The sequence below is a fragment of the Streptomyces sp. NPDC057543 genome, from assembly GCF_042801895.1.
Lineage (GTDB): Bacteria > Actinomycetota > Actinomycetes > Streptomycetales > Streptomycetaceae > Streptomyces.
Genome location: NZ_JBHVFF010000165.1, coordinates 1 through 19,142, shown reverse-complemented (window position 1 = coordinate 19,142; position 19,142 = coordinate 1). Strand labels below are relative to the sequence as shown.

Genomic DNA, 19,142 nt, shown 5'->3' with positions numbered 1-19,142 from the left:
GCCCCGACCTCCGCCGGACTCCCGGGCGGTCCGGGATTCCCGGGCGGTCCGGGATTCCCGGGCGGTCCCGGGCAGAAGGCGGGTCCCGAGCAGCCGGCCGGTCAGGGCCGCGTACCTGCCGGGCCCTATGAGAACGCGAAGTTCGGCCCGGCCGTACGGGCGGCCCTCGCCAAGAAATGGCGGCTGGACCGGCCACCTCTGATCGCACCCCCGCCGCCCGCGGTCAAACCGCACATCACCACCCGGGAGGGGTTCGAGGTGAAGGGCGGCGATGACTCGCTGCCGCCGGTCTTCACCACCGTCCCGACCAAGGACCGGGTCGTCTTCCTGACGATGGACGACGGGGCCGAGAAGGACCCCGAACTGCTCCAGATGATGGACGAGCTGGACATCCCGTACAGCGCATTCCTCAGCGACTACGAGGTGCGTGACAACTACGGGTACTTCCTGGAGGCACAGCGGCTGGGAGTCGGCCTCAACAATCACACGCTCAACCACCCGTACCTTCCCGGACTCTCGTACAGCGAGCAGAAGCGCGAGATCTGCGACCAGCAGGCCATCATCGAGGAGCAGTACGGGAAGCGCCCCGTCCTCTTCCGCCCGCCGTACGGCAAGTACAACGGGGACACGCTCCGGATCGCGAAGTCCTGCGGCATCAAGGCCGTGCCGCTCTGGAACGCGGAGGCGTTCCCGGACCACATGGAGTGGCGTGAGGTGGACCAGGACCTGCACCCCGGCGACATCATCCTCACGCACTTCCGGGGCCGCAAGGACTGGGGTGCCGACATGGCCGACCTGGTCCGCGCGGTCATGAAGACCGTCACGGACAAGGGGTACGCCGTGGCCCGGCTGGAGGACTACGTATGAGAAGGGCGTACCGGGTGCTCGTCGGCCTGCTGGCAGCCGGTGCGCTCCTGACCGGCACCGCCGGGTGCGCGCAGTCGGTCGCCCCGATCGAACGGCTGGGCCGCAAGGCCGCACAGAAGGTGACCCGCCCGGCGCCGACCCCCGCGGTGGGCCCGCAGGCGCATCCGAACGGCTCCCGGGACGATCGCAGCGGCCGCAGTGACCGGCGTGACCGTGGTGGCCATGGTGATCACGGCGATCACGGGGCATCGGGGGCGCTGGTCGTCATCGCCTGCCCTCAGCCGCCGGAGTCCAGGCACTCGTGGTTGTCGCCGCCGCTGAGGCACTGGCGGCCGGACCGGCCGGGATGGTCCGAAGGGGTGGCGGCCGGCGCCGGGTGCGCGCGGCGGTAGTCCTCGTGCCCGACCTGCACCGCCGCCACGCACAGCAGGAGCACGACCGGGATCTGGAGCGCCCCCGCCCAGGGCCAGTTCTCGCGGATCAGCACCACGGCGATCAGTGCGACCGCCACCGCGATCCCGCCGAGGACGAGGACGGGCGTCCAGTCCATCGGCGGCGGGCCCGACGTCTCCGAAGCGCCGGGGTCCCACCGCGACAGGGCCAGGGAGTGGGCGGCGACCGCGCAGATCAGCCCCTCCAGGAGCACCAGCAGCAGACCCAGCGCCACATCGAGACAGCCGTTCACGGCGCGCGAGCCGTGCCGGGGCCGCAGGGCCCGCGGAGCCGACTGCCGGTACGGAGATTCGGTCATGTTCACACGGTCGTACGGAACGCCGCGGTCCGTACGACCGTTGTCCCAGTGTTGTCCGGACTGTTGTCCGGGCGGTGCCCCGGTCGGCGCGGGGCTCGGGGCGGGGAGCAGGGCGCCGGTGGACGCCACGACCGCGTGAATTGGCACTCCGCTTGACCGAGTGCTAATCGCGGTCATAGTCTCGGTGCTGGCACTCACCACTGGAGAGTGCCAGCAGTACTGTGCGACTGGCAGGTCCGGCACCCGCGACGACGGATCCACCTGGTCGCCACCCAAAGACTGTTACCCCGTGAGATCTCCGAAGGGGGAGACCGGATCGTGTCGACCGCCAGCACCAAGGTTGCGATCAAGCCGCTCGAGGACCGCATTGTGGTCCAGCCGCTCGACGCCGAGCAGACCACGGCCTCCGGCCTGGTCATTCCGGACACCGCCAAGGAGAAGCCCCAGGAGGGCGTCGTCCTGGCCGTGGGCCCGGGCCGCTTCGAGAACGGCGAGCGCCTTCCGCTCGACGTCAAGACCGGCGACGTCGTGCTCTACAGCAAGTACGGCGGCACCGAGGTGAAGTACAACGGCGAGGAGTACCTCGTCCTCTCGGCCCGCGACGTGCTCGCGATCGTCGAGAAGTAATTCACCCACGTTTGCTTCTGTTCTGCGCCCCTGGCCCCCTGCGAATAACCAGCCGGGTGGTCGGGGGCGCAGTTCGTTCGAGAGGAAAGCTCAGCAGCCATGGCGAAGATCCTGAAGTTCGACGAGGACGCCCGTCGCGCCCTTGAGCGCGGCGTCAACAAGCTTGCCGACACGGTCAAGGTGACGATCGGCCCCAAGGGCCGCAACGTCGTCATCGACAAGAAGTTCGGCGCACCCACCATCACCAACGACGGTGTCACCATCGCGCGCGAGGTCGAGCTCGACGACCCGTACGAGAACCTCGGTGCCCAGCTGGTGAAGGAGGTGGCGACCAAGACCAACGACGTCGCGGGTGACGGTACGACCACCGCCACCGTGCTGGCCCAGGCGCTCGTCCGCGAGGGTCTGCGCAACGTCGCCGCGGGTGCTTCCCCGGCCGCCCTGAAGAAGGGCATCGACGCCGCGGTCAAGGCCGTCTCCGACGAGCTCCTCGCGACCGCCCGTCCGATCGACGACAAGACCGACATCGCCGCCGTGGCCGCGCTCTCCGCGCAGGACCCGCAGGTCGGCGAGCTCATCGCCGAGGCGATGGACAAGGTCGGCAAGGACGGTGTCATCACCGTCGAGGAGTCCAACACCTTCGGCCTGGACCTCGACTTCACCGAGGGCATGGCCTTCGACAAGGGCTACCTGTCCCCGTACATGGTGACCGACCAGGAGCGTATGGAGGCCGTCCTCGACGACCCGTACATCCTGATCCACCAGGGCAAGATCGGCGCGATCCAGGAGCTGCTCCCGCTGCTGGAGAAGGTCATCCAGGCCGGTGGCTCCAAGCCGCTGCTGATCATCGCCGAGGACGTCGAGGGCGAGGCGCTGTCGACCCTCGTCGTCAACAAGATCCGTGGCACCTTCAACGCCGTCGCGGTGAAGGCCCCGGGCTTCGGTGACCGCCGCAAGGCCATGCTCGGCGACATCGCCACCCTCACCGGTGCGACCGTCATCGCCGAGGAGGTCGGCCTCAAGCTCGACCAGGCCGGTCTGGACGTGCTGGGCACCGCCCGCCGTGTCACCGTCTCCAAGGACGACACCACGATCGTGGACGGCGGCGGCGAGCCCGGCGACGTCAAGGGCCGGGTCAACCAGATCAAGGCCGAGATCGAGGCCACGGACTCCGACTGGGACCGCGAGAAGCTCCAGGAGCGCCTCGCGAAGCTGGCCGGCGGCGTGTGCGTGATCCGTGTCGGTGCCGCCACCGAGGTGGAGCTCAAGGAGAAGAAGCACCGTCTGGAGGACGCCATCTCCGCGACCCGCGCCGCGGTCGAGGAGGGCATCGTCTCCGGTGGTGGCTCCGCTCTGGTCCACGCCGTCAAGGTCCTTGAGGGCAACCTCGACAAGACCGGCGACGAGGCCACGGGTGTCGCGGTCGTGCGCCGCGCCGCCGTCGAGCCGCTGCGCTGGATCGCCGAGAACGCCGGCCTCGAGGGCTACGTCATCACCTCGAAGGTCGCCGAGCTCGACAAGGGCCAGGGCTTCAACGCCGCGACCGGCGAGTACGGCGACCTCGTGAAGGCCGGCGTCATCGACCCGGTCAAGGTCACCCGCTCCGCGCTGGAGAACGCCGCGTCCATCGCGTCGCTGCTGCTCACGACCGAGACGCTGGTCGTCGAGAAGCCGGCCGAGGAAGAGGCCGAGGCCGGTCACGGCGGCCACGGCCACTCGCACTGACGCACAGCTCCACGCAGCCACTGAGGCCCGGTACCCCGTCGCGGGGTACCGGGCCTCCGGCGTGTGCTGCCCCGTGTCCGGGGCTCCGTCCGCGAATCAAGCCCGTCCGGCGATTGAGGACCGGAGTACGCGGCAGAGCCCGGTTCAGGGAAGGCGGGTACGGGACAAGCCCCGCGTCACGCCGAGCGAGGCAGCGCTCCCGCCAGCACCGGAGCCGCGAACGGCAGGCCGGCCGCGTACCGCTCCAGCTCGTCCAGCGCCTCGTCGGCCATCCGGTGCAGCTCATTGCCCAGCGAACCCGCCACATGCGGAGTGAGCAGCACGTTCGGCAACTCGTACAACGGTGAGTGCGCGGGCGGAAGTTCGGGCTCCGTCACATCCAGCACCGCGTGCAGCCGCCCGCTCGTCAGCTCGGGCAGCAGCGCGCTCTCGTCGATGAGCGATCCCCGCGCCGTGTTGATCAGGGTCGTCCCGGTCGCCATGGCAGACAGCTGCGCCGCGCCGATCAGATGGTGCGTCTCGGGGAGCTGCGGCGCGTGGACCGAGACGACCGAGCTGCTCGCGCACAGCTCGTCGAGGGAGGTGAGCCGGACGCCGAGCCGCGCCGCCTCCGTGACGTCCACGTACGGGTCGTACAGCAGGACGTCCAGATCGAAGGGGCGCAGCAGCTCGATCACCCGGCGGCCGATGCGCGAGGCGCCGATGACGCCGACCGTGCGGCGGTAGTTGCCGGTTCCGTCGAGCTCCGCGAGCCAGTCGTGCTCGGTGCGCAGCGCACGGTAGCGGTCCGCGGAGTGCAGGACGCGCTTGTTCGCGAACAGGATCGCGGCGAGCGTGAATTCGGCGACCGGCAGCGCGTTGGCACCGGCCGCCGAGGTGACGGCGATCCCGCGCTCCCAGCAGGCGTCGGTGATGTGGTGCTTCACGGAACCGGCCGCGTGCACCACGGCCCGCAGCCGGGGCGCGGCCGTCAGTACCTCCGCGGTGAGCGGCGTCGCGCCCCAGCAGGTGAACAGCACCTCGGCATTGGCGAGCGCGGCGGCCACCTCGGGCGTCGGGTCGGCCAGGTCGTGGGCGACGAGGTGCGGGTCGGTGCGGGTGAGGGCGGCCAGCCGGGTGCGGTGGCGGTCGGTGAGGAGGCGTGCGGCGATGCCGGGGCCCATCGCGAGCAGGGCGGCCGGCCGGTTGTCAGTGGCGTGGGGCATGGTGGAACTCGTACTCCTCAGGGCTCGCTCGAGAGTCACTTGACGCTGCCGGCGGTCAGACCGGCCTTCCAGTGCCGCTGCAGCGAGACGAAGGCGACGATCAGGGGGATGACGGCGAGGAGGGAGCCGGTGACGACGAGCGGATAGAAGCTCGGCTCGCCGTGCGTGTTGGTGTTCCAGGAGTACAGACCGAGGCTCAGCGGGAAGAGCTTGCGGTCCGAGAGCATCACGAGGGGGAGGAAGAAGTTGTTCCAGATCGCGGTGAACTGGAAGAGGAAGACGGTCACGAAGCCCGGCATGACCATGCGCAGTCCGATGGACCAGAAGACGCGCAGCTCGCCGGCCCCGTCGATACGGGCGGCCTCCAGGGCCTCGTTCGGTATGTACCCGGCGCTGAACACCCGGGCGAGATACACGCCGAACGGGTTGACGAGCACCGGGATCAGCACGGACCAGTAGGTGTTGACCAGGCCGGTCTTGGAGGCCAGGAGATACATCGGCAGGGCGAGCGCCGTGGTGGGGACGAGCACGCCCATCAGCACGAGGGCGAACAGCTTCTCCTTGCCCCGGAATTCGTACTTGTCGAAGGCGTATCCCGCGGCGACACAGATCAGCGAGCAGACGATCGCCCCGCCGCCCGCGTAGAAGAGGCTGTTGAGGTACCAGCGGAAGTAGATGCCGTCGCCGTAGGAGGCCAGGTTCGACAGGTTCTCGCCGAGGTTGAAGCCCTCGAAGGAGAACGCGTTGCCCGCGAGCAGCCCGCCGGTGTCCTTCGTGGCGGCGGTGACCAGCCAGACGAGGGGGAAGAGCATGTAGACGACGGCGAGCAGGAGGAAGCCGTTGACCGCGGTCTTCGACATCCAACGGCCGTGGGAAGCTGGGGAGTTCATGCTTTCTTGCCCTTCCGGCCGGTGAAGCGGGTGACGACGAAGGACAGCAGCGCGGCCGTGAGCGCCAGCAGGATGGAGGCCGCCGCGGCGAGGCCGTAGTCGTTGCGCTCGAAGGCCGCGGTGTACGCGTACATGTTCGGCGTCCAGGTGGAGGAGACGGCGGAACCGGTCCCCTTGTTGAGGATCAGCGGTTCGGTGAACAGCTGGAGCGAGCCGATGACGGTGAACAGCGCGACCATCACGACCGAGGCGCGGATCAGCGGGACCTTGATGCTGAGGGCGACGCGCCAGGCACCGGCCCCGTCGACCGTGGCCGCTTCGAGTACGGAGCGGTCGATGGCCTGCAACGCGGCATAGAAGATCACCATGTTGTAGCCGAGCCACTCCCACAGGGCGATGTTGACGACGGAGGGGAGGGCGCCCTCGGGCGAGAAGAAGTCGAAGCCGATGCCGCCGGACTCCATGGCGCTGACCACCGGGCTGAGCTGGGGTGTGTAGAGGTACACCCAGATCAGCGCGGCGATGATGCCGGGCACGGCGTGCGGCAGGAAGAGCGCGAGCTGGAAGAACCGGCGGGCCCGGGCCAGCGCGGAGTCCAGCAGCAGGGCGAGGGCGAGGGCCCCGATGAGCAGCAGCGGAATGTAGAACAGGCAGTATCCGAGGAGTACGCCGAAGCCCTCGCGAAACGCCCGGTCGCCCAGGGCCGCCGTGTAGTTGTCGAGTCCGCTGAAGACGGTCTCGGTGCCGCCGAAGCCCAGGCCGGACTGTTTCTCGGTGAACAGGCTGAGCCAGACCGCGTATCCGATCGGCAGCACCATGGCCACGGTGAACAGTGCGAAGAAGGGCCCCAGCAGGATGGCGGCGGCTCTGGTCGTCCGGGCGCGTTTCATCAGCCGGCGTCCTCGACCTTCAGACCGCGCTTCTTCAGCTCGGCGACCGTGGCGTCGTGCCCGGCCTTCACGGCGTCCTTGATGGTGGTGCCACCGCTCGCGACCTTGCCGAACTGGTCCTTCATGGTGGTGTTCGTGGTGCCGGTCGTCGGGCCCCAGTTCCAGTCCGGGCCGATGGACGCGGCGGCGCCCTCGAACACCTGGTAGATGTCCTCGCCCCCGTAGAAGCCGGCGTCGAAGGACTTCTTCGCCACCGGGCGCAGCGCCGCCGCGGCCGGGAAGGCGCTCGACGTGCCGGACTCGATGCGGGCCTTGATGCCTTCCTCGGTGGTCGACATCCAGGTGGCGAACTCGACCGCGGCCTCGGCCTTCTTGCTGGTCTTCGTCACCGCGAAGGTGGAGCCGCCGAGCATGCCGCTGGCCGGCTTGCCGTCCCAGCTGGGCATCGGTGCGACGGCCCACTTGCCGCTCTGCTCGGGCAGCGTGCCCTTGAGGACGCCCGCGCCCCAGGCGGCGCCGAGGTAGCCGACGGTGCCACCGTTCTTGAGGGAGTTGGTCCACTCGGGGCTGAACGAGGCGTTGGCGCGGATCAGGTCGTCGTCGAGCAGGCCCTGCCAGTAGTCGGCGACCTTGTTGGTGGCCGCGTCGGCCGTGCTGACCTTCCAGGTGTCGCCCTCGGGCTTGTACCACTGGGCGCCGGCCTGCCAGGCCATCGCCTGGAACGTGGTCGGGTCGTCGGGGAAGAAGGTGCCGATCCGGGCCTTCTTGTCGGCCTTCTTGATCTTCTCGGCGGCCTTGCGGAACTCGTCCCAGGTCTTGGGGACCTCGACGCCGTACTTCTCGAACAGGTCCTTGCGGTAGTAGAACGACTGCGGCGAGGCGTCGAACGGGACGGCCCAGTTCTTGCCGCCGAGCGTCGTCAGCTCGACCGCCTGCGGCAGCAGCTTCTTCCTGATGTCCTCGGTGAAGTACTGGCCGATGTCCTGGAGCGCGCCCTGACTGACGTACTCCGGAAGCTGCGGGTACTCGATGGAGACCAGGTCGGGGGCGTTGCCCGCCTTGACCGCGTTGGAGATCTTGGCGTAGCCGCCCGCGTTGCCGGACGGGATCTCCTCGTAGACCACCTTGATGTTCTTGTGCGAGGCGTTGAACGCGTCAACGACCTCCTTGGACCCCTTGGCCCAGCCCCAGAAGGTGATGCTGACGGGCTTGCCGTCGCTTCCGGCGGCGGTTTTGTCGTCGCCGCCGCCACCACAGGCCGTGAGAACGGCGAGGGCGGTGGCGGCGCCGACTACGGCGAGGGACGTTCTGCTCGAACTGCGGCTCACAGCGAGGCTCCTGAACAGGCGACGACATTGGCGTTGGCCGTGATCCTTGAACCAGCCGTGACCGAAGTCAAGAGCGAAAGAGCGATTGATCGAAAAAAGATCAGATAAGTTGCGTACGGAAGCGTGTGGAAGGCCCTGAGTGGGGGAACGCGGGCCCGAGGGAACGCCTACGAGAGGGGCGCTCCGCACGAGTCCCGGACCCGCAACTGCGGCAGCAGCATCAGGTGGCGCCGTGGTGCGCCCCCGCTCTGGCCGAGCCGCTCCACCAGCAGTTCCGTCGCATGGCGGCCCACGTCGCGCTTGGGCGGTGCCACCGCCGTGAGCGGGGTGTCCGCGAGAGCCGCCACCTCGTCGTCGTAGGCGATCAGCGCCAGATCGTCCGGCACCCGTACGCCCAGCTCGGCGAGGCGCTGCACGACCTGGATCGCGTCCACGTCGTTGTGGATCAGCGCCGCCGTCGCCACGCCCGAGTGGACCGCCTCGCGCAGCGCCCGCACGGCCTGGTCGAACGTGTGAGGAGCGAGTTCGGCCGGTACGGACTCGATCACGTCCTGCGGCGCGTGCAGGCCGAGCACGGCCAGGGCCTCCGCGTACCCGGACCGCACCGCGAGGGCGGTCGGCGAGTCCGCCCGGGCCATCAGGAGCGGCGCCCCGTGCCCGAGGTCCACCAGGTGGCGTACGGCGAGCAGCACCCCGTGCGCATGGTCCGAGCAGACCCGGTCCAGGCCGTCCAGCGGGGATCCGGTGGTGGGCCTGCGCTCCAGCAGGACCGTCGGCACGGGCAGCGAGGCGATCCAGTCGCCGAACGCCGCGGGGTCGCCGGGGTGCTGCCAGCCCGGTGCGATCAGCAGCCCTTCGGCGCCCGCGGAGAGCAGTCCCTCGGTGCGGGCCTGGTCCTCCTGCGGCCGGTAGTCGGAAATCCGTAGGATCAGCCGGGCACCCGCCCCGGCGGCCGCCTCGTGGGCCCCGCGGATGACCTCGGAGAAGTAGTACGTCGACGAGGGCGCGAGCATGCCGAGAACCAGGCCGCTGCCGCTGCCGCCGGGCCCCGCGGCGGGGGAGGCGGCGTCCTGCGGCCAGGACACCGAGCCGTGGACCCGGTCGAGCAGGCCCCGGCCGGCCAGCTCCTCCACGTCCCGGCGCACCGTGACGGGGGAGACCCCCAGCTGCGAGGCGAGATCCGAGACCCGGGCCGAACCCCGTTCCCGTACCAGCCCCAGCAGGCGGTCATGACGTTCAGCAGCACTTTCGCGCACGGCAGCAGTCCCCTCGCAGTGTGTGGCCCGGCCCCGGTCCGGCCGGTGCCGGGGCCGTGGTCCGACCCTAGACCAGCGTGATCGAACGATGGGAGTTTCGATCATTCAAACGCAATCCATTGACGTTCGATCAATCCGAGTCCAGGATTCCGGCGATGCCGACTCGTCCCGTCCCTGACTGTTCGTACGGAGGAATTGTGAGACATCGCGTCACCGCTGCGACGCTCGCGGCCCTGACGGCCGCCGCCGGTCTGACCGCAACCGGCCTGAGCGCCGCGCAGGCCGCCGCACCCGCCGACCGTGTCTTCCATGTCGACTGCGCGGCCGACCCGGCCGGCGCCACCGGCAGCAGGCAGCACCCCTGGACCACGCTCGCCGAGGCCAACGCGCACACCTACGGCCCCGGTGACCGGCTGCTCTTCAAGCGCGGCTCCACCTGCACCGGCACCCTCGCCCCTACGGGCACCGGCTCCGCCCACGCTCCCTTCACCATCGCCGACTACGGCACGGGCCCGGCCCGCGCCAGGCTCGACGGCGCGGGCGCCCACGACGTCGTCCTGCTCTCCAACACGCAGTACGTGCACCTCAAGGCCCTGGAGATCACCAACGCGGACAACCCCGGCAGCGAGCGCAACGGCGTCCGTCTCCGCCTCACCGACTACGGCGTCGCCCGCGGCTTCGACATCTCCGGCCTCTACATCCACGATGTGCGCGGCGGCGACTACAAGACGGTGTCCGGCTCCAGCGCGATCCACATCGCGGTCGAGGGCAAGACGAAGGCCAGCTGGTACGACGGCCTGGACATCGGGCACAACCGCATCGAGGACGTCGACCGCGAGGGCGTCTACTTCAAGTCGACCTTCTCCAAGCGCGATCTCGTCGGCCAGCAGCAGGACCCGAACGTCTACCCGGGGGAGTGGACGCCCAGCACCGGCGTCCGTATCCACCACAACACGCTGAAGTCCCTGGCCGGCGACGGCATGAAGCTCGACACCACCAGCGGCGCCCGCGTGGACCACAACCGGGTCGACGGCTTCCAGCTCCGCTCGCCCTCCGCCAACGCGGGCATCTGGACCTTCAACACCGACGACACGACCGTCGAGTACAACGAGGTCTCGGGCGGCGGCAACACCCACGACGGGATGTCCTTCGACGCCGACGGCGCCTCGCAGAACACGGTCTTCCAGTACAACTACAGCCACGACAACAAGGGCGGCTTCCTGCTGATCTGCCCGTACAGCGGCGCCAAGACCATCGGCACGGTCGCCCGCTACAACGTCAGCCGCAACGACGGCGCCCGCCTGATCCAGAACTGCTGGGGCCCGATCCTCGACACGAAGATCTACAACAACACCTTCCACAACAAGGAGCAGATCCCCGGCTATCTCGTCCAGGACGACGCCGGCAGCCCCGCCACCACCCAGCACGAACTGTCCATCCGGAACAACATCTTCGTGAGCGAGGGCACCGGCGGCTACGCCTTCAAGAACCCGACGCCCGGGCTCTCCTTCGACCACAACGCCTTCTACGGCATCGAGATGACCCGCCCCGACCCCGGTGGTATCACGGCCGACCCGAAGCTCCGCACGGACTTCAGGCTCGGCGCGGGCTCGCCCGCCCTGGCCGCCGGAGCCGTCATCGAGAACAACGGCGGCAGGGACTACTTCGGCAAGAAGCTGACGCCCGGCGCTCCCAACATCGGCGCCTACGCGGGCCACGGGGTGCGCTGACCGCGCACCCGTCGACCGACCGCTCATTGAGGACCGTACTTGCGGCCTGTCTTGGAGGTGACCCCTCCGAGCAGGCCGCGCGGCGTCACCTTGACGAGCCCCATCAGCGCCTTGTACCGCGGGTCCGGAATGGAGAGGGACTTGCCGCGTGCCAGGTCGGCCAGGGCCGCCGCCACCAGCTTGTCCGCGTCGAGCCACATCCAGCCCGGAATGTTGCCGGTCCCCATCCCGGCCCGCTGATGGAACTCCGTCCGCACGAAACCGGGGCACAGCGCCATCAGCCGTACCCCCGAACCGGCCAGGTCCTTCGCCGCGCCCTGGGTGAACTGCACGACCCACGCCTTGGACGCGCCGTACGTCCCGCGCGGCACGAACGCCGCCACCGAGGCCACGTTGACGACTCCGCCCCGCCCGCGCTCGCGCATTCCGGCCGCGGCCGCCGAGGTCAGCCGCAGCACCGCCTCGCAGTGCACCTTCAGCATGTTCAGCTCATCGGCCATGGGCACATCCAGGTAGCTTCCCTTGTTGCCGAACCCGGCGTTGTTGACCAGCAGATCGACCGGCTGGTGACGATCCGTCAACCGTTCTTCGACCGCGGCGATCCCCTTGTCCTGCGACAGGTCGGCCGTCAGCACCTCGGCTTCGATGCCGTGCCGGTCATGCAGTTCGGTCGCCTGCTCGCGCAGCCGCTCGGTGTCCCGGGCCACCAGCACCAGGTTGTGCCCGTCGGCCGCCAGCCGCCGCGCGAAGGCGGCTCCGATACCCGCAGTCGCGCCCGTAATCAGTGCAGTCGTCATACGCGGCACGTTAGTGCCTGTCCGCCGGCCACGAACGGACAGGCACCGTCGCCCCGCGGACCACCGCGATCACTCGCGCGCGGCCTCTTTCGCCACGTACTTCAGCGCCGCACGCAGCGACTCGGGATGCAGCGCGTCGCCCGCCGCGAGCAGCTTCGGGAGCAGTTCCCTTCGCGTCGTCGACGCCTGGAAATCCAGCTGCACGGTGACGTCGTGGCCGGGCCGGTGAACGATCTCGACCGGGTCGCCCGAGCGGATCTCACCCGGCTCGATCACCCGCAGGTACGCCCCAGGGGCGGCCGCCTGCGTGAACCGCCGGACCCAGCCCTTCTCGTCGAGATGACCGGCGAACGTACGGCACGGAATCCGGCTCGACGTGACCTCCAGCACCAGATCGGGGCCGATCCGCCAGCGCTCGCCTATCCTCGCGCCGTTCACGTCGAGACCGGTGGTCGTCAGGTTCTCGCCGAACGCGCCGTTGGCGAGCGGACGGCCGAGCACCCGCTCCCAGCCGTCGAGGTCCTCGCGGGCGAAGGCGTACACGGCCTGGTCGGAGCCGCCGTGATGACGCAGATCGCACACCGCGTCCCCGGCCAGGCCGCTGCCCCCGGTGCCCTTGGGGCCGGGATCGGTGACGCGCACGGGGCCGTCGACCGGCAGCTTGCCGATCCCGGTCACGCCACCGGCGGCGTCGGTGTATTCGACGACCTTCGGCCGCCCGGCGTTCACGGTCAACAGCTTCATCGGCTTCATACGGAGAACGCTAACCATTCCGCCCCAAAGGTGCATGCCAATAATTCGCATCCGACCCAAGAGCGACTTATGATTGAAGGGTGATCGAAGCCCGTCATCTCCGTGTCCTGCGCGCCGTCGCCGCCACCGGCTCGTTCTCCGCCGCCGCCCGCGAACTGGGCTGCACCCAGCCTGCGGTCAGCCAGCAGATGAAGGCCCTGGAGGCCTCCGCCGGGACGACGCTGCTGATCCGCACGGGACGCGAGATGCGGCTCACCCAGGCGGGCGAGGCGCTTGTCCGCCATGCCTCCGGCATCCTCGCCGGGCTCGTCGCCGCCGAGGAGGAGGTCGCCGCGATCGCCGGGCTGCGGGCCGGTCGCGTCCGGCTCGTCTCGTTCCCCAGCGGCAGCTCCACCCTGGTCCCCGGCGCCCTCGCGGCGCTGCGTGCGGCCCACCCCGGCACCCAGGTCTCCCTGGTCGAGGCCGAACCGCCGCGCTCCGTCGAAATGCTGCGCGAGGGCGACTGCGACATCGCGCTGGCGTTCCGCTACGGCGCCTCCGGCACCGAGTGGGACGACCTGGTCGTACGCCCGCTGCTCACCGACCGGCTGATCGGCCTGGTCCCCGAGGGGCATCGGCTGGCGGGTTCGGACGCCGTCGCCGTCGCCGAACTGGCCGAGGAGTCGTGGATCGCGGGCTGCCCGCGCTGCCGTCGCCAGCTGGTGGAGGTCTGCGAGGAGTCCGGCTTCACGCCCCGGATCGACTTCGCCACCGACGACTACCCGGCGGTCGTCGGCCTGGTCGGCGCCGGACTGGGGGTCGCCGTACTGCCGGAGCTGGCGATCGAGTCGGTACGCCCCAAGCGGGCCCGCACCGTAGCGGTGGAACCGGCCATCGAGCGCGAGATCGTCGCCCTCACCCTGCCCGACCTGGCCCAGGTGCCGGCGGTGGCGGCCACCCTTGACCAGCTGTCCCTGGCGGCCGCGCGCTGACCCGGGCCTGCCTGTGGCCCGGCCTCCTTCGGTGGCCGGGTGAAGCGCAAAAACGTTTTTCTGTTGGCGTGCGGGCGGGGCGGGTTCAACCGTGCCCCGACGGGGACGGAACGCCCGACGGCGCCGCTGCCGCGATCAGGCGATTACGGGCCCGTCCCATGAGCTCCTCGCGTTCGTCCTCGGTCAGTCCGCCCCACACTCCGTAGGGCTCTCGTACGGCCAGCGCGTGTGCCGCGCACTCGGCGCGCACCGGGCATCGCATGCAGACCTCTTTTGCCGAGTTCTCGCGGGCGCTCCGAGCCGCCCCGCGTTCACCCTCCGGGTGGAAGAACAGCGAACTGTCGACCCCGCGGCAGGCCGCCAGCAGCTGCCAGTCCCACAGATCGGCGTTGGGTCCGGGAAGGCGGGAGAAATCTGCCATTGCTTGTCCCCTCAAACCATGCTGAGTCGGAATCGTCGTTGTCATCCATGTTTGGCAGTGCTCATGACATTTACATCCACGGTGTAAGTAGATGTAAATATGACTGATTGCGAATCTAGCCACAGACACCAGCAAAAGGGAAGAAAACCCGCTAAATGGGGCATAGCTTCATATGAAGTTTCCGTTGACCGTTGGATGAACCGTGCCGCACTCCTCCGTGTGCGAGTCCTCACGTAGAGTGCCGAACCCGGCCGTCCGACCCGTAACTCTTTCGGGTGACCATCGTTGAGAGGGCGGAGGCGGTTGACAGAAAAAGCGATCGGGCAGATGTCCGAGAGCGTCAACCGCTCAGGTGACGACTTGTAACAGCCTGGAGGCTCAAGGTGACGCGCATCAGCTGCGGAGGACGGTCATGACATCCGTCCTCGTCTGCGACGACTCCCCGCTTGCCCGAGAAGCGCTCCGTCGCGCGGTCGCGACCGTGCCCGGCGTCGAGCGTGTGACGACGGCGGCCAACGGCGAGGAAGTCCTCCGCCGCTGGGGCGCCGACCGTTCGGATCTGATTCTGATGGACGTACGCATGCCCGGTCTGGGGGGTGTGGAGACGGTCCGACGGCTGCTCTCCGCCGACCCCGGCGCCAGGATCATCATGCTGACCGTCGCCGAGGACCTGGACGGCGTCGCGCTCGCGGTCGCCGCCGGCGCCCGCGGCTATCTGCACAAGGACGCCTCCCGCGCGGAGTTGCGGGCCACCGTGACCCAGGCGCTGGCCGATCCGACGTGGCGGCTCGCCCCGCGTCGGCTGCGCTCGGCCGAGATGGGCGCGGCGCCGACGCTCACGGCGCGAGAGATCCAGGTGCTCGAAGGAATGAGCCACGGCCGCTCGAACGCCGAGATCGGCCGTGAGCTGTTCCTCTCCGAGGACACGGTGAAGACGCACGCCAGGCGTCTGTTCAAGAAACTCGGGGCCTCGGACCGGGCGCACGCCGTGGCGCTCGGCTTCCGCTGGGGCCTGGTTCGCTGAGGACCGACCATGGCCGGTAGTCGATCGATTCCCCGTCCGCACACCGGCGGACGGGGCGATGTGACCGGGGTGCGCGGCTCGGGCCCCACCCCGCCGGTGGCGCCTTCCGCGCCCACGGCATGTGACGCTTCCCGGCCGATGCCGCATCCTTGAGATGTGGAGTTCCTCGGGGACGATTCGGTCGAGCGGAAGGGGAGGGCGCAGGACATGACTTCCGGCGCACCCGCTCATAACGCTTCGGTGCACAACTACGGACGCGGCGGAGCAGAAGATACGGCTCCGAGGCACCATGGTCCGATGCGCGACGACGAGACGACGGTGATCGGTGCACTGGTGCACCGTGCTGTCGAGGGGGACGCGCAGGCCACCCATGATCTGCTGGCGCATGTCCACCCCCTCGCGCTGCGCTACTGCAGGTCCCGGCTGAACCGGCTGCCCGGTGATGCCCGCCACTTCGTGGAGGACCTGGCGCAGGAGGTCTGTGTCGCGGTGCTGATGGCGCTGCCGCGCTACAAGGACACCGGCAGACCCTTCGAAGCCTTTGTCTTCGCCATCGCGGGCCACAAGGTCGCCGATCTCCAGCGCGCCGCCATGCGGCACCCGGGATCGACGGCCGTGCCCTCCGACGAGATGCCCGAGCGGCCGGACGATTCGCTCGGGCCCGAGGAGCGCGCGCTGCTCAGCAGCGATGCCGCCTGGGCCAAGAAACTTCTCGCAAACCTCCCGGACAACCAGCGTGAGCTGCTGGTTCTGCGGGTCGCGGTCGGTCTGACGGCCGAGGAGACCGGACAGATGCTCGGCATGTCGCCCGGCGCGGTCCGGGTCGCCCAGCACCGGGCGCTGAGCAGGCTGCGGGCCCTCGCGGAACAGTGAGCAGGGCCCTTCCGGGTCTGTACGAGCTGCCTGTCCGGGCCCGTACGAGTCGGCTGCCCGGGTCTGTACGAGCTGTCCGTCCTGTCCGTACGAAGCTACAGAACCTCTGGTTGATCTTGCTCGTGGAATGAGACACCCCCGGAGGCCGTTAGCATGGACATCCGCACCGATCAAGGCCATTTGGGGAAGGTGTCATGACTGCAAACGTCGACGGAGTGCCCGAGAAATTCGCGACGCTCGGGCTGACATACGACGACGTGCTGCTGCTGCCCGGCGCGTCGGACATGGCGCCCGATCAGATCGATACCTCCTCGTACATCTCCAAGAACGTGCGGGTGAACATCCCGCTGCTCTCCGCCGCGATGGACAAGGTCACCGAGGCCCGCATGGCGATCGCCATGGCCCGGCAGGGCGGCGCCGGTGTGCTGCACCGCAACCTCTCCATCGCCGACCAGGCCAACCAGGTCGACCTGGTGAAGCGTTCCGAGTCCGGCATGGTCACCGACCCGATCACGGTGCACCCGGACGCGACGCTGCGCGACGCCGACGAGCTGTGTGCCAAGTTCCGCATCAGCGGTGTCCCGGTCACCGACGCCGCGGGCAAGCTGCTCGGCATCGTCACCAACCGTGACATGGCCTTCGAGCCGGACCGTACGCGCCAGGTGCGCGAGGTCATGACGCCGATGCCGCTGGTCACCGGCAAGGTCGGCATCTCCGGCCTGGATGCCATGGAGCTGCTGCGCCGCCACAAGATCGAGAAGCTTCCGCTGGTCGACGACGCGGGGGTCCTCAAGGGCCTCATCACCGTCAAGGACTTCGTCAAGGCCGAGAAGTACCCGAACGCCGCGAAGGACAAGGAAGGCCGACTGCTGGTCGGCGCGGCCGTCGGTGTCGCGGGCGACGCCTTCGAGCGGGCCCAGGCACTGATCGAGGCGGGTGTCGACTTCATCGTCGTCGATACTGCCCACGGCCACTCCCGGCTGGTCGGCGACATGGTCGCCAAGATCAAGTCGAACGCCTCCGGTGTCGATGTCATCGGCGGCAACATCGCCACCCGTGACGGCGCCCAGTCGCTGATCGACGCGGGCGTCGACGGCATCAAGGTCGGCGTGGGCCCCGGCTCCATCTGCACCACCCGCGTCGTCGCCGGCATCGGCGTCCCGCAGGTCACGGCGATCTACGAGGCCTCGCTCGCCGCCAAGGAGGCCGGTGTCCCGGTCATCGGCGACGGCGGCCTGCAGTACTCCGGCGACATCGCCAAGGCCCTGGTGGCCGGTGCGGACACCGTGATGCTCGGCTCGCTGCTCGCGGGCTGCGAGGAGTCCCCGGGCGAGCTGCTCTTCATCAACGGCAAGCAGTTCAAGTCGTACCGGGGTATGGGTTCGCTCGCGGCGATGCAGACCCGTGGCGACCGCAAGTCGTTCTCCAAGGACCGCTACTTCCAGGAGGGCGTCGCCTCCGACGAGAAGCTGGTCCCCGAGGGCATCGAGGGCCAGGTCCCCTACCGCGGCCCGCTCTCCGCGGTCGTTCACCAGCTCGTCGGCGGTCTGCGCCAGTCGATGTTCTACGTCGGCGGCCGCACCGTCCCGGAGCTCCAGGCCAACGGCCGGTTCGTCCGGATCACTTCGGCGGGCCTCAAGGAGAGCCACCCGCACGACATCCAGATGACGGTCGAAGCGCCGAACTACAGCAGGAAGTAACGCATCAGCACGGCCGAGGGGCGGCCCGGGGGTTCCCGGACACTGTTGACCAACAGTGTCGGGGGTTCCGGGGACCGCCCCTCAGCCGTGTGTCGGGGATACTGGACAGCGCAGACGTAGAGGGAAAGGCCACACCATCGTGACTGAGATCGAGATCGGGCGCGGCAAGCGCGGCCGCCGGGCGTACGCATTCGACGACATCGCCGTCGTTCCGAGCCGCCGTACCCGCGACCCGAAGGAGGTCTCGATCGCCTGGCAGATCGACGCCTACCGTTTCGAGCTGCCGTTCCTGGCGGCCCCCATGGACTCCGTGGTCTCCCCGCAGACCGCGATCCGCATCGGTGAGCTGGGCGGCCTCGGTGTCCTCAACCTCGAGGGCCTGTGGACCCGGCACGCCGACCCGCAGCCGCTGCTCGACGAGATCGCCGAGATGCCCGTCGAGTCGGCGACCCGCCGTCTTCAGGAGATCTACTCCGCGCCGATCCAGGAGGAGCTGATCGGGCAGCGCATCAAGGAGGTGCGCGACTCCGGTGTCGTCACCGCCGCCGCGCTCTCCCCGCAGCGCACCGCGCAGTTCTCCAAGGCCGTCGTCGACGCGGGCGTGGACATCTTCGTCATCCGCGGTACGACGGTCAGCGCCGAGCACGTCTCGGGTGCGGCCGAGCCGCTCAACCTCAAGCAGTTCATCTACGAGCTGGACGTCCCGGTGATCGTCGGCGGCTGCGCCACGTACACCGCCGCCCTGCACCTCATGCGTACCGGCGCGGCCGGTGTCCTCGTCGGCTTCGGCGGCGGCGCCGCGCACACCACGCGCAACGTCTTCGGCATCCAGGTCCCGATGGCGACCGCGGTCGCCGATGTGGCCGGGGCCCGTCGCGACTACATGGACGAGTCCGGTGGCCGGTACGTGCACGTGATCGCGGACGGCGGCGTCGGCTGGTCCGGCGACCTGCCCAAGGCCATCGCCTGCGGTGCGGACGCCGTGATGATGGGCTCCCCGCTGGCCCGTGCGACGGACGCGCCGGGCCGCGGCCGCCACTGGGGCATGGAGGCCGTCCACGAGGACGTGCCGCGCGGCAAGCTGGTGGACCTGGGCTCGGTCGGTACGACCGAGGAGGTCCTCACCGGTCCTTCGCACACCCCCGACGGTTCGATGAACATCTTCGGTGCGCTGCGCCGTGCGATGGCGACGACGGGGTACAGCGACCTCAAGGAGTTCCAGCGCGTCGAGGTGACGGTGGCGGACTCCCAGCACCGTCGCTGAGTGACAGCGGGGCTGTGACGTACGGAGGGCCCGGACCGCGCGTGTGTGCGGTCCGGGCCCTCCCGTATGT

18 protein-coding genes are annotated in these 19,142 nt (G+C 69.4%); 9 read left to right on the top strand and 9 right to left on the bottom strand.

Annotated elements, in window-relative coordinates:
* The coding region (locus ACFU8Q_RS25350; RefSeq protein WP_384457717.1) for a polysaccharide deacetylase family protein at window positions 1-867 on the top strand (867 nt) is incomplete at its 5' end.
* 277 nt (window positions 868-1,144) lie between these two features.
* Here ACFU8Q_RS25350 and ACFU8Q_RS25345 read toward each other — a convergent pair.
* Entirely contained in the window at window positions 1,145-1,618 is a 474-nt protein-coding gene (locus ACFU8Q_RS25345) for a DUF6234 family protein (protein WP_384457715.1), read from the bottom strand.
* A gap of 318 nt (window positions 1,619-1,936) precedes the next feature.
* Between ACFU8Q_RS25345 and groES the strand changes: the two genes are divergently transcribed.
* Together groES and groL are read left to right on the top strand one after the other, a co-directional pair.
* Window positions 1,937-2,245 (top strand): co-chaperone GroES, encoded by a 309-nt coding sequence (gene groES, locus ACFU8Q_RS25340; RefSeq protein WP_124716902.1) that lies wholly within the window; start codon window positions 1,937-1,939, stop codon window positions 2,243-2,245.
* 99 nt (window positions 2,246-2,344) lie between these two features.
* Window positions 2,345-3,970 carry a chaperonin GroEL gene (gene groL / locus ACFU8Q_RS25335; protein WP_384457713.1) on the top strand — a complete coding sequence of 542 codons (1,626 nt, stop codon included), beginning with the start codon at window positions 2,345-2,347 and terminating at the stop codon, window positions 3,968-3,970.
* A gap of 176 nt (window positions 3,971-4,146) precedes the next feature.
* Here the strand turns inward: groL and ACFU8Q_RS25330 are convergent, their stop codons facing one another.
* The 5 genes from ACFU8Q_RS25330 to ACFU8Q_RS25310 form a co-directional block, all read right to left on the bottom strand.
* Entirely contained in the window at window positions 4,147-5,175 is a 1,029-nt protein-coding gene (locus ACFU8Q_RS25330) for a hydroxyacid dehydrogenase (RefSeq protein WP_384457711.1), read from the bottom strand.
* Between the two features lie 35 nt (window positions 5,176-5,210).
* Window positions 5,211-6,065: a carbohydrate ABC transporter permease gene (locus tag ACFU8Q_RS25325; RefSeq protein ID WP_384457709.1), complete on the bottom strand. Its 855-nt coding sequence runs from the start codon at window positions 6,063-6,065 to the stop codon at window positions 5,211-5,213.
* Window positions 6,062-6,955 (bottom strand): carbohydrate ABC transporter permease, encoded by an 894-nt coding sequence (locus ACFU8Q_RS25320; RefSeq protein WP_384457707.1) that lies wholly within the window; start codon window positions 6,953-6,955, stop codon window positions 6,062-6,064. The genes ACFU8Q_RS25325 and ACFU8Q_RS25320 overlap by 4 nt, the downstream gene beginning before the upstream one ends.
* Window positions 6,955-8,283 carry an ABC transporter substrate-binding protein gene (locus tag ACFU8Q_RS25315; protein ID WP_384457705.1) on the bottom strand — a complete coding sequence of 443 codons (1,329 nt, stop codon included), beginning with the start codon at window positions 8,281-8,283 and terminating at the stop codon, window positions 6,955-6,957. Before ACFU8Q_RS25315 ends, ACFU8Q_RS25320 begins: the two co-directional genes overlap by 1 nt.
* A gap of 167 nt (window positions 8,284-8,450) precedes the next feature.
* Window positions 8,451-9,539, bottom strand: coding sequence for a substrate-binding domain-containing protein (locus ACFU8Q_RS25310; protein ID WP_384457703.1), 1,089 nt, complete (start codon window positions 9,537-9,539; stop codon window positions 8,451-8,453).
* Window positions 9,540-9,736: 197 nt separating this feature from the next.
* Between ACFU8Q_RS25310 and ACFU8Q_RS25305 the strand changes: the two genes are divergently transcribed.
* Window positions 9,737-11,269, top strand: coding sequence for a right-handed parallel beta-helix repeat-containing protein (locus tag ACFU8Q_RS25305; RefSeq protein WP_384457701.1), 1,533 nt, complete (start codon window positions 9,737-9,739; stop codon window positions 11,267-11,269).
* Between the two features lie 23 nt (window positions 11,270-11,292).
* On the opposite strand, the gene ACFU8Q_RS25300 is transcribed toward ACFU8Q_RS25305, so the two are convergent.
* Both ACFU8Q_RS25300 and ACFU8Q_RS25295 read right to left on the bottom strand, forming a co-directional pair.
* Entirely contained in the window at window positions 11,293-12,066 is a 774-nt protein-coding gene (locus tag ACFU8Q_RS25300; RefSeq protein WP_384457699.1) for an SDR family NAD(P)-dependent oxidoreductase, read from the bottom strand.
* Window positions 12,067-12,135: 69 nt separating this feature from the next.
* Window positions 12,136-12,810 (bottom strand): MOSC domain-containing protein, encoded by a 675-nt coding sequence (locus tag ACFU8Q_RS25295; protein ID WP_384457719.1) that lies wholly within the window; start codon window positions 12,808-12,810, stop codon window positions 12,136-12,138.
* An 89-nt stretch (window positions 12,811-12,899) separates the two neighbouring features.
* Here ACFU8Q_RS25295 and ACFU8Q_RS25290 point away from each other — a divergent pair, with 89 nt between their 5' ends.
* Entirely contained in the window at window positions 12,900-13,790 is an 891-nt protein-coding gene (locus ACFU8Q_RS25290; protein WP_384457697.1) for a LysR family transcriptional regulator, read from the top strand.
* Window positions 13,791-13,875: 85 nt separating this feature from the next.
* Here the strand turns inward: ACFU8Q_RS25290 and ACFU8Q_RS25285 are convergent, their stop codons facing one another.
* Window positions 13,876-14,211: a WhiB family transcriptional regulator gene (locus ACFU8Q_RS25285; protein ID WP_266748016.1), complete on the bottom strand. Its 336-nt coding sequence runs from the start codon at window positions 14,209-14,211 to the stop codon at window positions 13,876-13,878.
* 412 nt (window positions 14,212-14,623) lie between these two features.
* Between ACFU8Q_RS25285 and ACFU8Q_RS25280 the strand changes: the two genes are divergently transcribed.
* The 4 genes from ACFU8Q_RS25280 (at window position 14,624) to ACFU8Q_RS25265 (ending at window position 19,072) form a co-directional block, all read left to right on the top strand.
* Window positions 14,624-15,235 carry a response regulator transcription factor gene (locus ACFU8Q_RS25280; protein ID WP_003948568.1) on the top strand — a complete coding sequence of 204 codons (612 nt, stop codon included), beginning with the start codon at window positions 14,624-14,626 and terminating at the stop codon, window positions 15,233-15,235.
* A 297-nt stretch (window positions 15,236-15,532) separates the two neighbouring features.
* Window positions 15,533-16,108, top strand: coding sequence for a sigma-70 family RNA polymerase sigma factor (locus ACFU8Q_RS25275; RefSeq protein WP_093893485.1), 576 nt, complete (start codon window positions 15,533-15,535; stop codon window positions 16,106-16,108).
* Between the two features lie 194 nt (window positions 16,109-16,302).
* On the top strand, window positions 16,303-17,808 hold the full coding sequence (gene guaB, locus ACFU8Q_RS25270) for an IMP dehydrogenase (protein ID WP_384457694.1): 1,506 nt from the start codon (window positions 16,303-16,305) through the stop codon (window positions 17,806-17,808).
* 139 nt (window positions 17,809-17,947) lie between these two features.
* Window positions 17,948-19,072, top strand: coding sequence for a GuaB3 family IMP dehydrogenase-related protein (locus ACFU8Q_RS25265; RefSeq protein ID WP_072486665.1), 1,125 nt, complete (start codon window positions 17,948-17,950; stop codon window positions 19,070-19,072).
* Window positions 19,073-19,142: the final 70 nt, after the last annotated feature.

Excerpts from the sequence above, each read along its gene's own strand:
- ACFU8Q_RS25280 (WP_003948568.1), top strand. The coding sequence starts at position 14,624 with ATGACATCCGTCCTCGTCTGCGACGACTCCCCGCTTGCCCGAGAAGCG.
- ACFU8Q_RS25295 (WP_384457719.1), bottom strand. The coding sequence starts at position 12,810 with ATGAAGCTGTTGACCGTGAACGCCGGGCGGCCGAAGGTCGTCGAATAC.
- guaB (WP_384457694.1), top strand. The coding sequence starts at position 16,303 with ATGACTGCAAACGTCGACGGAGTGCCCGAGAAATTCGCGACGCTCGGG.
- ACFU8Q_RS25285 (WP_266748016.1), bottom strand. The coding sequence starts at position 14,211 with ATGGCAGATTTCTCCCGCCTTCCCGGACCCAACGCCGATCTGTGGGAC.
- ACFU8Q_RS25330 (WP_384457711.1), bottom strand. The coding sequence starts at position 5,175 with ATGCCCCACGCCACTGACAACCGGCCGGCCGCCCTGCTCGCGATGGGC.
- ACFU8Q_RS25300 (WP_384457699.1), bottom strand. The coding sequence starts at position 12,066 with ATGACGACTGCACTGATTACGGGCGCGACTGCGGGTATCGGAGCCGCC.
- groL (WP_384457713.1), top strand. The coding sequence starts at position 2,345 with ATGGCGAAGATCCTGAAGTTCGACGAGGACGCCCGTCGCGCCCTTGAG.
- ACFU8Q_RS25325 (WP_384457709.1), bottom strand. The coding sequence starts at position 6,065 with ATGAACTCCCCAGCTTCCCACGGCCGTTGGATGTCGAAGACCGCGGTC.
- ACFU8Q_RS25275 (WP_093893485.1), top strand. The coding sequence starts at position 15,533 with ATGCGCGACGACGAGACGACGGTGATCGGTGCACTGGTGCACCGTGCT.
- ACFU8Q_RS25345 (WP_384457715.1), bottom strand. The coding sequence starts at position 1,618 with ATGACCGAATCTCCGTACCGGCAGTCGGCTCCGCGGGCCCTGCGGCCC.
- ACFU8Q_RS25320 (WP_384457707.1), bottom strand. The coding sequence starts at position 6,955 with ATGAAACGCGCCCGGACGACCAGAGCCGCCGCCATCCTGCTGGGGCCC.